This window comes from Ruegeria sp. CDSB029, from assembly GCF_059611125.1.
This window is the reverse complement of record NZ_JBXWOX010000014.1, coordinates 42,737-55,075: the sequence shown is the minus strand read 5'-3', so window position 1 is coordinate 55,075 and position 12,339 is coordinate 42,737. Positions and strand designations below refer to the sequence as shown.

Sequence of the window (12,339 nt, the reverse complement as noted above, 5' to 3'; positions counted from 1 at the left end):
CGATCACAGTGTGCCTGCCTCGTGCTGAAGGCGTTGCTGAGCGATTTCTTCGTTTCTTTCTGCTTTTTGCTGATCGGACATGCAGCGTTCAACAAAGCTCAGGTGTTCTTGAACTGCGTATCTGGCAGCGGCCGGGTCGCGTGCCTGAAGCGCGGTGTTGATGGCGCGGTGCTGGTCCAGGATGGCCTCGCGCGTCGTTTGCTGCTGGAACATCATCTGGCGGTTATAGAACACGCCTTGCCGCAACAGATCGAACATTGACCGCATCATATGCAACATGACCACATTATGGCTGGCCTCGATGATAGCCATGTGGAATTGCGCGTCCAGCTGCGCCTCATCTTCGGTCGCATTGCTGGTATGGGCGGCTTCCATCTTTGCAAAAATCGTCTGTACCACCTTCAGGTCGCTGTCCGACCCCAACCGGGCCGCGCGTTCGGCGGCCAACCCTTCCATGTCGCGCCGGAACGAGAGGTAATCGAATACCGCCTCGTCATGGCTGCCGAACAGCCGGATCAGCGCCGGGGAGAAGGCTGAGCCCAGAACCTCGGCCACATAGATGCCGGACCCTGCCTTGGCTGTCAGCAACCCTTGGCTTTGCAGGTCTGCGATCGCGTCGCGCAGGGATGGCCGGGATACGCCCAGCCGCTCGGCCAATTCGCGTTCGGCGGGCAGACGTTCGCCGGGGCGCAGTATGCCGCGCAGGATCAGCAGCTCAATCTGGCGAACCACCGCGATTGAAAGCTTTTCGGTCTGAACTTTTTGAAAAGGCATACAGGCGTCATTCCGGAAATTGGTCAACTGACATGACCATGGATGGCTGCGAGGTTCAAGAATTCGGGTTCACGTGGTTAGAAAAAATTAGGTCAGTATTATTGACTTTATGTTGTTCCTCTCTACGCTGGCCGTGAATGAGAGCGGAGGAGACTCATGTCTACGCACGAATTGTTCGCCACGCGGGCATCCCGGATGAAAGCGTCTGAGATACGCGAATTGTTAAAGCTGTTGGATCAGCCGGGGATCATCTCGTTTGCAGGCGGCATCCCCGATCCCGCGTTGTTTCCAGCCGAAGGGTTCGCGACCGCCTTTCAAGCTGCGTTAGGCCCGGATCAGCAGGCCCAGGCGCTGCAATATTCCGTCAGCGAGGGTTACGTCCCGCTGCGGGAATGGCTCGTCGACCACATGCGTTCTATCGGAGTGGAATGCGGGCTTGAGAACATCCTGATCACATCAGGCTCGCAGCAGGCACTAGATTATCTGGGTAAACTCTATCTGTCGCCGGGCGATACTGCGCTGGTCGGATGGCCGACCTATCTGGGCGCATTGGCCGCATTCAATGCCTATGAACCGCGTTTTGACCGGCTCAGCATCAATGGCAACCGGGGCGCTGCAGAATACGCGGCGTCAGCGGGCGAAGGCGCGGTCAAATTCGCCTATCTCTCGCCCGACTTCGCCAACCCGACAGGCGAAACCGTGGATCTGCGGGGGCGGGAGGCGCTGCTGGATCTGGCAGATGAGTTGAACTGTGCGGTGATCGAGGATGGCGCCTATCAGGCCCTGCGTTATGACGGGGATGCCATCCCCTCAGTTCTGGCACTGGAATTGGCGCGTAAAGGGTCGATTGAAGATTGCCGCACGATCTATTGCGGAAGCTTTTCGAAAACCCTGTCACCGGGGTTGAGGGTTGGTTGGGTCGTGGCGGCAAAGCCGGTGATTTCTCAATTGGTGCTGATGAAACAGGCTGCCGATCTTCATTCGGCGACCATCAACCAGATGGCCATTGACCAGGTGGCACGGGCTTGTTTCGACACGCATATCCCGATGCTGCGTCGTGTCTATGGTGCCCGCCGCGACGCCATGTTGCAGGCGTTGCAGGACCATATGCCCGATGGCGTGCAGTGGACCAGGCCCGAAGGCGGCATGTTCGTGTGGTTGACATTGCCGGTCGGTACAAACGGGGCCGAACTGTTAGCCCGGGCGTTGGACACGGTCAAAGTCGCCTTTGTCCCGGGTGGAGCCTTTTTCCCGGACGGCAGCGGGACCAACACGATCCGGCTGAGTTTCTCAAACTCGGATGAGGATGCAATCCGCGAAGGTATTCAGCGATTGGGCGAGGTTCTGCGCGCCTGACCGGCGGAAAGGTTTTGTTAACCTTGATGGCGCAATGCTGGGGGTATGATCCGGTATCTGTCCCTCCTAGTGCTGGCCGCTTGCTCGGCCGGCACGCCCCACTTTCGCGATGTGCCTGCGACCCGTGTGGCGGTGAACGGCAGTGTATTTGACGTGCGGATCCGCGATCAACTGGCTGAGGCTGTACGCATCAATTCTCAATATGCTCCGCGCCTTGGCCCCATACGCGACCGGGCCGCACTGGCTATGGCACAGGTGTCGGGTTGCCCGTTGCTGGATGTTCTGGGCGACGCTGCGGTCACTGTGGGCATTCTGGGTTGCGACCGGGAACTTGGGAAAAAGCTGATTTTCGGCAGCCTTCTTCGCGGTCCCTATGAATGTTCCGACTATGGCTACTACGAAGACCATGGCTATCAGGTTTTTGAGTGTGCTCCTTACTGAGATACGCGCTTTTTTGCGTATTTTGGCAAGATATTGTGGATAACTTGGCATGAAATCCCATATCCTGCGTTACTCCGTTGACTCACCCCCAATGGGTTGCGCAGACTTCCAGATATAGGAATCATGGGACGAGCGGCCTTTGCGGTTCAGCAAACTTAAACTCACCGGCTTCAAAAGCTTTGTTGACCCGACCGATCTGATTATCGCGGATGGGTTGACCGGTGTGGTGGGCCCAAATGGCTGCGGCAAGTCCAATCTTCTGGAAGCGTTGCGTTGGGTAATGGGCGAAAACCGCCCCAAATCCATGCGCGGTGGCGCGATGGAGGATGTGATCTTTGCCGGGGCCGCAACGCGTCCGGCCCGAAATTTTGCCGAAGTTGTCCTGACGATGGATAACTCGGAACGTTTGGCGCCTTCGGGGTTCAATGACAGCGATCAGTTGGAAATTGTGCGTCGCATCACCCGCGATGTCGGCAGCGCTTACAAGACCAACGGCAAAGATGTTCGGGCGCGCGATGTCCAGATGCTTTTTGCCGATGCCTCGACCGGCGCGCATTCACCTGCACTGGTGGGGCAGAACCGCATTGCCGAGCTGATCAACGCCAAGCCCCGCGCGCGTCGCCGCATTCTGGAAGAGGCGGCCGGTATCTCGGGCCTTTATCAGCGCCGCCACGAGGCGGAGCTTAAGCTGAAGGGCACCGAATCCAACCTGACCCGTGTGGATGACGTTCTTGAACAGCTTGGCACCCAATTGGCGCAGCTTGCGCGTCAGGCCCGTCAGGCCTCGCGGTACCGTGAGATTGGGGAGCAACTACGGCAGGCTGAAGGCATGCTGCTCTATCGCCGCTGGAAAGAGGCCGACATGGCCCGCCAGCAAGCCGAGGACGTGCTGCGCGAGCGGATCACCGAAGCTTCCCGTGCCGAGGCCGAAGCGCGCGCAGCCAGCGCCAAGCGGTCTGAAATCGAGGAAACTCTGCCACCGTTGCGCGAGGAGGAGGCAATCGCCGCCGCCGTCTTGCAACGTCAGCAGGTGCAGCGTGATCAGCTGGCTGATCAAGAAACCCGCGCGCGTCAGACGATCGAGACGCTGGCCAACCGAATTCAGCAGTTGGCCAACGATATCGAACGCGAAACCGGCCTGAACCGGGACGCGGGCCAGATGATCGAGCGTCTGGAATGGGAAGCACGCGAACTGGCCAAAGCGGCAGAAGGGCATGACGACAAAGTGGCTAAGGCCGCCGAGATCGCGCGCGAAGCCGCATCTGTGCTGCAGGATCGTGAAGATCACTTGTCGCAGGAAACCGAGGATATGGCGCGTCTTGTAGCCCGTCACCAGTCGGCGCAACGATTGGTCGAAGACAGCCGTAAGACACTGGCCCGGTCCGAGGGTGAGGAAGAGAAAGCCCGTGGTGCAGTAGACGAAGCCCGAGATGCTTTGACCCGCGCCAGCGAAGCATACGAACAAGCGCAGGAAGGCGAGGAAGAAGCGCGCGAGGCTGCAGAGGCCGCCGAAGAAGCGCTGGCTGCGGCAGATGAATTGCGCAACGAAACGCAGGCGCGCGAGGCCGAGGCGCGCGCTCAGCGATCCGAGGCAGAGGGTGAATTGGGTGCAATCCGCGCTGAGACATCGGCCCTCGCCAAACTGGTCGAACGGGATACGGCCGAAGGCGGGCAGGTTCTGGATCTGCTGCGGGTCGAGCCCGGTTATGAAAAGGCGCTGGGGGCGGCACTGGCTGACGACCTGCGTACACCGTTGGTCGACGCCGACGGACCGTCGGGCTGGGTACAAGTTTCGGGCTATGATGCAGATCAGCCCTTGCCCGACGGGGCCGAACCATTGGCGCTGCATGTCTCGGGCCCAGACCGTCTGAGCCGCCGGATCGCTCAGATCGGGTTGGTTGATGCGGATCAGGGCGCGCAGCTGCAAGCCTCATTGAAGCCGGGGCAGCGTCTGGTGTCCCGTTCAGGTGACTTGTGGCGTTGGGATGGATTTCGGGCATGGGCCGAGGATGCGCCAAGCGCTGCAGCCTTGCGGTTGGAGCAGCTCAACAAGCTTGAAGCTCTGAAACAGGAACTTACCCGCGCCGAAGCGCAGGCTGATGGTGCCCGCGCCGCGCATGAAGCGCTGTCGCAGCAATTGGCGGACGTCACCGAAGCAGACCGCCGGGCCCGCGAAGCCCGCCGAGCAGCCGACCAGCGGATGGCGGAAACCGCGCGTCAGCTGAGCCGGGCCGAGGCCGACCGCAATCTGGCGCAGGGTAAGCTGGAAACTCTCGCCCTTGCTGTTGACCGGCACAAGGAAGATGCCATGTCAGCCCGCGCGCAACTGCGCGAGGCCGAGGGAGCGCTGGATGGCCTGGGTGATGTCGATAGCGCGCGTGCGCAGGTCGAGGACATCAAGCAAACGGTTGAGGCCGCAAGGATCACCATGCTGACCCATCGTTCATCCCATGATGAGCTGCGCCGCGAAGGCGAGGCGCGGACGCGGCGGGCTCAAGAAGTGACAAAGGACCTCAGTGGGTGGCGGCACCGGTTGGAGTCAGCAGAAAAACGTATCTCGGAATTGGTCGAGCGCAAGGAAAGCTCTGAGGGGGAACTGTCTGAGGCGATGGCCGCCCCGGGTGAGATCGCCGAGGCGCGTGAAGAACTGAACGAGTTGATCGAAACAGCCGAGGCCCGGCGCGCCGAGGCCGCCGACAAGCTTGCCGAGGCTGAAACGCAGCAGCGCGAGGTTGTGTTGGCCGAGCGTGAGGCTGAACGTTTGGCGTCGGAAGCCCGCGAATCCCGCGCGGCGGCCGAGGCGCGCTGTGACGCAGCCAAGGAAGGCGTCGTGGCCGCCGCTGAGCGGATCGCTGAAGACCAGCAGCTGACGCCGAACCAGTTGCTGAACCAACTGGATGTGAACCCCGACCAGATGCCTGCCGCCGACGCGCTGGAGGCCGAAGTGAACCGCCACAAGCGTCAACGAGACGCAATGGGTGCGGTGAACCTGCGCGCCGAAGAAGACAGCAAAGAAGTTCAGGAAGAGTTTGACACACTGAACAGCGAAAAGGCCGATCTGGAAGAGGCGATCAAGGCCCTGCGCAGCGGCATCGCCAGTCTTAACCGCGAGGGTCGTGAGCGTCTGCTGACTGCGTTCGAACAGGTGAATTCTAACTTCGCCATGTTGTTCAAGCATCTGTTCGGCGGTGGCGAGGCCAATCTGGTCATGGTTGAAAGCGATGATCCGCTGGATGCCGGACTGGAAATTATGTGCCAACCGCCAGGCAAGAAGCTGTCGACGCTTAGCCTGTTGTCGGGCGGTGAACAGACCCTGACCGCCACGGCGCTGATCTTTGGCGTCTTCCTCGCCAACCCCGCGCCGATCTGTGTGCTGGATGAGGTCGACGCGCCGCTGGATGACGCCAACGTCACCCGTTTCTGTGATTTGCTGGACGAAATGTGCCGCCAGACGGACACTCGGTTCCTGATCATCACCCACCACGCGGTGACCATGGCGCGGATGGATCGGTTGTTTGGCGTGACCATGCAGGAACAGGGCGTCAGTCAATTGGTTTCGGTCGATCTGAAAAAGGCCGAACAGATGGTCGCCTGATCGTTCACTGCAACGTTATGCCCCAATCGCCCGGTGGCGGGTTAAGGTGGCCGTATGACCCGATATCTGATCCTTGCCCTGTTGACTGCCAGCCCGGTTGTGGCGGCGGAATGGCCAACAAAACCCGGAGATGTCCCGCTTTCATCTGCCGATCTGGATGCCCTGGCGGGGCGAACGCTGACCTTCTATGACGACGGACAGTCCAAGTTTTCTGCTGGTGGGGCCTATTCCTTTACCTACGCCAGCGGGGAATCCGCGTTCGGGACATATTCCATCGCCGATGACGGCAGCGTCTGCATTGCCTATCGAAACGGATTCAGCCGCTGTGATCTCTATGTACGCAGCGGTAAGCGTTTGGTTTTGATTGACGAGAAAGGCAACCGATACCCGGTCCGGCCCGAGTAATTCGGCAGACTTCCCAGCGCATTCAAAACAGCATCTGGCATTGTGTTTGTGATTGCCTGGGCATGCAATAAGATCATGGGGCGACAGAGGTGCGCAGACCGCGGTGGCCAAAAAAGGAAAAGTAAGTGAGCGAAGCATCCAAAGACACACTGGCTCTTGGAAAACAACGCAGCTCTCATGGGCGTCAGCAGGACGATGGTGTGCTGGTGATCCGAAGTATCGCGATGCCGGCAGACACGAACCCTTCAGGGGATATTTTTGGCGGGTGGCTGATGTCGCAGATGGATTTAGCTGCCGGAAACATGGCCGGGCGGGTTTCGCAAGGGCGTGGTGCGACTGTGTCGGTTGAGGCGATGCAATTCCTGCGTCCGGTTAAGGTAGGGGATGAAGTCACACTTTATGCGACGCTGTTGAAAGTTGGGCGCACATCGATGCGCATTCACGTGGATGCATGGGCCCGCCCGAGGTATTCGGAAAAGGCGCAAAAGGTCACGGATGCGGATTTCGTATTTGTTGCGTTGGACGAAAATGGTGCGCCGCGACCGGTATTTGACGAGACATAAGTCGGTCGGGGCGCAAATACGCCCCGGCCGACAATTGAGCGTTGCGTCAGAGGCTGTTCAACAACTCTGCAGTCGGCCACGCATCTGCTGGTAGCCCCAGTCGGGCTTGTTCCGCCTGAACAGCTGCGCGCGTTCCCGCACCGAGGATGCCGTCTATTTTGCCTACATCATGCCCACGCGCTTGTAACTTTGTCTGCAGCTGCTTCATCTGCGCACCCGACAGGCCTTGTGGCGGGGAACCTGCGTCGTAGATTTGCCCTCCCTCCAACCGCGTGCCGAAATAGGCGGCAGTCAGGACATAAACAAAGCTCTGGTTCCATTCGAAATAGACGTCAAAGTTTGGGTAGGCCAAAAATGCAGGGCCGTTGCGACCCTGTGGCAGGATCAGCGACGCGGGCAGATTGGCCAGAGATCCGCTGCGCGCTTGAATGCCCATCGCCTGCCACTCAGATACGGACCGCGACTTGCCGGGGCCAGACAGGGACCAGTCCATCTGGGCGGGAACAGTTACCTCCTGCAGCCAGGGTTCACCCGGACGCCAGCCCAGATGCGACAGCATCTTGCCGCCCGACATCAGCGCATCCGGGGCTGAGGTTTTTAGCGAGACCTTGCCGTCGCCATCCCCGTCCACGCCATTTTCCAGAATGTCGCGGGGCAACATCTGCACCATGCCGATCTCACCTGCCCAGGCACCAGTTGTGCGGTTGGGGTCAAAATCCCCTTGGCTATAGAGCTCGATGGCCGCAAAAACCTGTGGGCGGAACAGCTCAGGGCGGCGGCAGTCATGCGCCAGAGTGACCAGAGCGTTGCGGGTGTTGAAGTCACCTTGTACCGCGCCATAGTCGGTCTCGAACGCCCAGAATGCCAGCAGTACACCGCGCGACACGCCATATTCCCGCTCAATCCGGTCAAACACCGCATCGTATTTGCGAGACATGGATTTGCCGCGATCTATCCGGTTCTGCGAGATCAGGCGGCGGGAAAAATCGATGAACGGTATTTGGAACACGCCTTGCGCCCGATCCGCCTTTAGAACCGCGCTGTCCTGCTGAACACCTTTGAAAAAGCTGTTCACGGTGGATTCGTCGAACCCTTGTTGAATGGCCTCGGCCTTCAGACCCTTCACGAAGGAAGCGAACCCGCCGCCGCATTGGGCCAGTGCAGGTGAGGCAAACAGGGTGGCGGCAAGGATGCCCGAGAGTAAACGCATTTTAGGGTCCGTCAGAAAATAAAGCTGACCCCAACCCACACCGACACGAAGCCCAGCGCAAGCCCCCAAACCCGCCAAAGTATGTCACATGCGCGGAAAATCTCCGGCGCGCCGATGTTACGTGGCGCATCACCGTTGACCCAGGCCAGATCGCGGACCTGTCCGTCATAGCTGCGCGGCCCGGCAAGGGCGACGTTTAAGGCGCGCGCTATCGCGGCCTCGGGCCAACCGGCATTGGGAGAAATATGGCGGCTTGCATCCGCGACCATTTCCGGCCAGCGCGTCCATTGACCAGAAAGCGCCACGATCATCACGCAGGTCAAACGGGCAGGGATCAGGTTCAACACATCGTCCAGACGCGCGGCGGCCCAGCCAATGTCGCGGTACTTTTCTGTCCGGTAGCCGATCATGCTATCGGCGGTGTTGACCGCCTTGTAGATCAGCAACCCCGGCAGGCCCGCGACCAGAAACCAGAAGGCGGGCGCAATTACGCCGTCGCTGAGATTTTCGGCAGCGCTCTCAATCGCAGATCGCGCGACCTGCGCCTCGGTCATGTCCCGCGTATCGCGTGAAACGATCATGGCGACTTTGGCGCGGCCCTCGGTTAAGGAGGTGCGCAGCCCGTCACCGACATCGCGGACATGGGTCACCAGTGACTTCTGTGCCAGCAGAATTGCGGCAAGGATGATTTCGATCACCGGCCCAAACAGGGTCAGCGCGCGGCCCAGAATCACTGCGCCAAAGATCAGCAGCAGCACGATGGCCACGCCTTTCAAGCGCCTATTCGTTCCGCGGTTCAGGCGCAGGTCCAACCAGCCGATGACAGTGCCGATCATCACTGCCGGATGACGAATGCGCGACCAGAGCCAATCTGGCTCTCCAAGCGCCGCGTCCAGACACATGGCGCAAACCAGCAGGAAAGCTGTGCTCACAACGCGGCCTCAAGCCGGCTCCACCCGTCTGCGGGCGGCAAACCAAGGCGCAGATAGGTGTTTGAGTAGGGGAATATACGGCTCCAGATATGGGCGCGGGCCAGCTTGGCCTGCCAAGCGGCAGCATCGTCGACGTCATAAAGGCGGAACAATGTTGTGCCGCCGACTAGTTTTGCATCTTTGCCCGTGACGAGACCGTCCAACCGATCTGTCGCATCCGCCAATTGCTGACGGGTCGCCTTGGCCCAGTCTGTGTCCTGCAGCGCCTGTTCCCCGATCCGAAGGGCAGGGCCAGAGACGGACCACGGCCCGGTCAGATCGTTCAGCTTTGAGATCAGGTCAGGGCGGCCAATCGCAAATCCCAGTCGTAGCCCGGCCAAACCCCAGAACTTGCCGAAACTTTTCAACACGATCACACCGGGCTGCTCGGCCAGATGAATTAGGGATGCGTCAGGGCAAACGTCACAAAAACTCTCATCAATCACGGTCAGCGGGGCATCGGCGTCCTCTACGGTCCAGATACGTCCATCCGGATTATTCGGGTGCACAAGGACGCGCGCCTCGGCTGGGCCGTTCGATTGAACTGTCCAACCCTGCGCGGAGAAAGCTGCCGCGTGTTCGTTGTAGGTAGGTGCTGTGATCTGAACCCGACCCGTCGCAGCAAGTGCGGGCATGCGGGCGATTACTGCTGAAGCGCCGGGCGCGGGCAGAATCGCTGCACCATCTGGAACGGACCAGAACTGGCGTGCTGCGGCAGACAGCCGTTCGAACGCACCGTGATCCGGCAGCGCGGCCCAATCCGATGGGGTCAGTCCCGACACCGGATACGGGTGTGGGTTGATGCCGGTGGACAGGTCCAGCCAGTTGTCGCGTGGCCCGCCGAACCGGGCGATAGCACCGTCCAGCCCGCCGCCATGGTCGCGCGCGGCACGGGGGTTCAAATCTGCCTTTGGGCTTGCCATCGATGTTCTCGCCGGAATTGCGTGTTTGTTGTGCTTCAAGCGGATTTTCGCCGCTTACACAAGCAAATCCGCGTGATCGGCCCGGATGACCGGCACCATTAACGCTTTGTTAAGGAATAAGCGTGATCACAAACCACGGGGGTCGGCACCGCACACTCTACCAAGTGCCGAGGTTGTTGCAAATGAATGTACTGATTGTTGAGAGTAACCCCGACCTTGGTCGGGTCTGGAAAAGACATCTGGAACGGCAAGGCGCCGAAGTGACGCTTGTTGCCGGGCAAGAGGCTGCGATCCTTGCGTTGTATGGCACGGATTTCGATATCATCGTGTTGGATCTGGTGCTGGAAAATGGCAGTGCGTTGGCAGTGGCTGATTTCGCCAGCTATCGCCGCCCCGAGGCGCGAGTGATCTTTGTTACCAACACCACCTTTTTTTCAGACGGTTCGATCTTTGCCCACAGTCCAAACGCGTGCGCTTATGTGCAAAGCGGCACGCCGCCAGAAGATCTAGCGGCGATGGTTGAACATTACGCGGCGGGCCGCTGACCACGCCCGTGCGGTTCCATGTAGTCCAAAACCGGGTTGGTCGGGATGATCCGATGCGGATTGATACTTTCGTGGCTATAGTGATAGTGGCGCACGATGTGATGCATATTCACCGTCGAAGCGACGCCCGGCCATTGATACAACTCGCGCGTATAAGCCCAAAGATTCGGATAATCGATCAGCCGCCGCCGATTGCATTTGAAATGCAGATGATAGACGGGATCGAACCGGATCAGCGTCGTGAACAACCGCCAGTCAGCCTCGGTCAGGCGATCACCCATCAGATAACGGTTTAAAGTCAAACGGTCTTCCAGCCAGTCCAGTGTTTCAAACAGCGGATCCACGGCGGCGTCATAGGCCTGTTGGCTGGTGGCAAAGCCTGACTTGTAGACGCCGTTGTTGACGTTGGAATAGATGCGCGCGTTCACTTCTTCGATTTCATCCCGCATTGTCTCGGGCCAGTAATCATCGGTATTTCCGGTGATCCTGTCAAAGGCCGAATTGAGCATGCGGATGATTTCCGAGCTTTCGTTCGAAACGATCGTCTGCTGTTTCTTGTCCCACAGGATCGGCACTGTGACCCGGCCCGAATAAGAAGTGTCGGCCTTGGTGTAAATCTGGTGGGCAAAGTCCAGACCATAGAGAGTGTCCCCGGTTGCCCCATTGCCATCAGTCTCAAAGGTCCAGCCCTTATCCAGCATGTCGGAATGCACAACAGAAACAGAGATGTGACTGGTCAAACCCTTCAGTTCCCGGAAGATCAGAGTTCGGTGTGCCCAGGGGCAGGCATGGCTTACGTAAAGATGATAGCGCCCGGATTCAGCGTTAAACCCGCCCTTGCCCGATGGTCCGGCGCTGCCATCTGTAGTCAGCCAGTTGCGGAACTGCGCGGCGCTGCGTTTGAACGCGCCGCCAGTGGATTTGGTATCATACCAGGTGTCGTGCCATTTACCGTCGACCAACAGGCCCATCTCATGCCCTCCGAAAAGCGATTTAGCCAAACATAGGCGGTCGCAAGTGCCGTTCCTATGCGAGGACGCGCGCAATCTGCCTGCGCACACGCACAAGTTGGATTGGGATTTCTGTGCAACAAATTGATTTCTCGGCGCTGACTGTGACCGGGTTCACTGGATTTTTACAATTTGCGCCTCACAATAGAGTACTCTGTTGGGGGAAATTTTTATGAGTACGTATGTTTCAAAGGAAATTACTGCCGAATTGGATGCGGCCCGAATCGCCGGTTTGAAGAAAACCAGCCGCCTGCGTGTCGAAATTGGCGACAATTCCTATAAAATTCTTCGATTGTGGAAAGATGGCTTTACGGTTGAAGCTGAAACCACGCCGCGACTGCGCGGGCTCGTCGACATCTATGATGGCGCCAACCACCTGTACCAATGTCTGATCATCGCGGATGAGGATGAAGCAGGCGAGATGCGATACGAATTCAAGCGCAGCACGGCCGCTGCCGACAAGGCTCCGCTGGATTTCTACCGCGCGCCGGACGCGCCGATTGCGTTAATTGGGCACAAGGATTGAGGGCAAGGCCAACGACATTG

At 59.2% G+C, this 12,339-nt stretch carries 12 protein-coding genes; 7 read left to right on the top strand and 5 right to left on the bottom strand.

The genetic code is table 11. The annotated features are described in order from the left end of the window. Window positions 1-3: 3 nt before the first annotated feature. On the bottom strand, window positions 4-774 hold the full coding sequence (locus tag AC2FI8_RS16265) for an FCD domain-containing protein (protein WP_496780154.1): 771 nt from the start codon (window positions 772-774) through the stop codon (window positions 4-6). 156 nt (window positions 775-930) lie between these two features. Here AC2FI8_RS16265 and AC2FI8_RS16260 point away from each other — a divergent pair, with 156 nt between their 5' ends. The 5 genes from AC2FI8_RS16260 (at window position 931) to AC2FI8_RS16240 (ending at window position 7,134) form a co-directional block, all read left to right on the top strand. Continuing rightward, the gene (locus tag AC2FI8_RS16260) at window positions 931-2,130 is read left to right on the top strand and encodes an aminotransferase-like domain-containing protein (protein WP_496698514.1); all 1,200 of its coding nucleotides are present in this window, start codon (window positions 931-933) and stop codon (window positions 2,128-2,130) included. A gap of 45 nt (window positions 2,131-2,175) precedes the next feature. Then, the gene (locus AC2FI8_RS16255) at window positions 2,176-2,571 is read left to right on the top strand and encodes a hypothetical protein (protein WP_496767209.1); all 396 of its coding nucleotides are present in this window, start codon (window positions 2,176-2,178) and stop codon (window positions 2,569-2,571) included. Between the two features lie 139 nt (window positions 2,572-2,710). Further along, entirely contained in the window at window positions 2,711-6,166 is a 3,456-nt protein-coding gene (locus AC2FI8_RS16250; protein WP_496780152.1) for a chromosome segregation SMC family protein, read from the top strand. 54 nt (window positions 6,167-6,220) lie between these two features. Continuing rightward, window positions 6,221-6,571 carry a hypothetical protein gene (locus AC2FI8_RS16245; RefSeq protein WP_496727045.1) on the top strand — a complete coding sequence of 117 codons (351 nt, stop codon included), beginning with the start codon at window positions 6,221-6,223 and terminating at the stop codon, window positions 6,569-6,571. A 224-nt stretch (window positions 6,572-6,795) separates the two neighbouring features. Then, on the top strand, window positions 6,796-7,134 hold the full coding sequence (locus AC2FI8_RS16240) for an acyl-CoA thioesterase (RefSeq protein WP_113791500.1): 339 nt from the start codon (window positions 6,796-6,798) through the stop codon (window positions 7,132-7,134). Between the two features lie 46 nt (window positions 7,135-7,180). Here AC2FI8_RS16240 and AC2FI8_RS16235 read toward each other — a convergent pair whose 3' ends face one another. The 3 genes from AC2FI8_RS16235 to AC2FI8_RS16225 are packed head-to-tail and all read right to left on the bottom strand — an operon-like array spanning window position 7,181 to window position 10,238. Further along, the gene (locus AC2FI8_RS16235; protein WP_496780150.1) at window positions 7,181-8,344 is read right to left on the bottom strand and encodes a lytic murein transglycosylase; all 1,164 of its coding nucleotides are present in this window, start codon (window positions 8,342-8,344) and stop codon (window positions 7,181-7,183) included. Window positions 8,345-8,355: 11 nt separating this feature from the next. After that, window positions 8,356-9,276 (bottom strand): adenosylcobinamide-phosphate synthase CbiB, encoded by a 921-nt coding sequence (gene cbiB, locus AC2FI8_RS16230; protein ID WP_496780148.1) that lies wholly within the window; start codon window positions 9,274-9,276, stop codon window positions 8,356-8,358. Next, window positions 9,273-10,238, bottom strand: coding sequence for a threonine-phosphate decarboxylase (locus tag AC2FI8_RS16225; RefSeq protein WP_496780146.1), 966 nt, complete (start codon window positions 10,236-10,238; stop codon window positions 9,273-9,275). Before AC2FI8_RS16225 ends, cbiB begins: the two co-directional genes overlap by 4 nt. Window positions 10,239-10,420: 182 nt before the next feature. Here AC2FI8_RS16225 and AC2FI8_RS16220 point away from each other — a divergent pair, with 182 nt between their 5' ends. Beyond that, window positions 10,421-10,783, top strand: a complete 363-nt coding sequence (locus AC2FI8_RS16220) for a response regulator transcription factor (RefSeq protein WP_108861296.1) — start codon at window positions 10,421-10,423, stop codon at window positions 10,781-10,783. Here AC2FI8_RS16220 and AC2FI8_RS16215 read toward each other — a convergent pair. Then, window positions 10,765-11,754 carry a glutathione S-transferase family protein gene (locus AC2FI8_RS16215; protein WP_496780144.1) on the bottom strand — a complete coding sequence of 330 codons (990 nt, stop codon included), beginning with the start codon at window positions 11,752-11,754 and terminating at the stop codon, window positions 10,765-10,767. The genes AC2FI8_RS16220 and AC2FI8_RS16215 overlap by 19 nt on opposite strands. Before the next feature lie 211 nt (window positions 11,755-11,965). Between AC2FI8_RS16215 and AC2FI8_RS16210 the strand changes: the two genes are divergently transcribed. After that, complete coding sequence (locus AC2FI8_RS16210) at window positions 11,966-12,319, top strand: hypothetical protein (RefSeq protein WP_496740277.1); 354 nt, start codon at window positions 11,966-11,968, stop codon at window positions 12,317-12,319. Window positions 12,320-12,339 lie beyond the last annotated feature (20 nt).

Coding starts and splice junctions, on each gene's coding strand:
- AC2FI8_RS16265 (WP_496780154.1), bottom strand. CDS start 774: ATGCCTTTTCAAAAAGTTCAGACCGAAAAGCTTTCAATCGCGGTGGTT.
- AC2FI8_RS16260 (WP_496698514.1), top strand. CDS start 931: ATGTCTACGCACGAATTGTTCGCCACGCGGGCATCCCGGATGAAAGCG.
- AC2FI8_RS16255 (WP_496767209.1), top strand. CDS start 2,176: ATGATCCGGTATCTGTCCCTCCTAGTGCTGGCCGCTTGCTCGGCCGGC.
- AC2FI8_RS16245 (WP_496727045.1), top strand. CDS start 6,221: ATGACCCGATATCTGATCCTTGCCCTGTTGACTGCCAGCCCGGTTGTG.
- AC2FI8_RS16240 (WP_113791500.1), top strand. CDS start 6,796: ATGCCGGCAGACACGAACCCTTCAGGGGATATTTTTGGCGGGTGGCTG.
- AC2FI8_RS16235 (WP_496780150.1), bottom strand. CDS start 8,344: ATGCGTTTACTCTCGGGCATCCTTGCCGCCACCCTGTTTGCCTCACCT.
- AC2FI8_RS16225 (WP_496780146.1), bottom strand. CDS start 10,238: ATGGCAAGCCCAAAGGCAGATTTGAACCCCCGTGCCGCGCGCGACCAT.
- AC2FI8_RS16220 (WP_108861296.1), top strand. CDS start 10,421: ATGAATGTACTGATTGTTGAGAGTAACCCCGACCTTGGTCGGGTCTGG.
- AC2FI8_RS16215 (WP_496780144.1), bottom strand. CDS start 11,754: ATGGGCCTGTTGGTCGACGGTAAATGGCACGACACCTGGTATGATACC.
- AC2FI8_RS16210 (WP_496740277.1), top strand. CDS start 11,966: ATGAGTACGTATGTTTCAAAGGAAATTACTGCCGAATTGGATGCGGCC.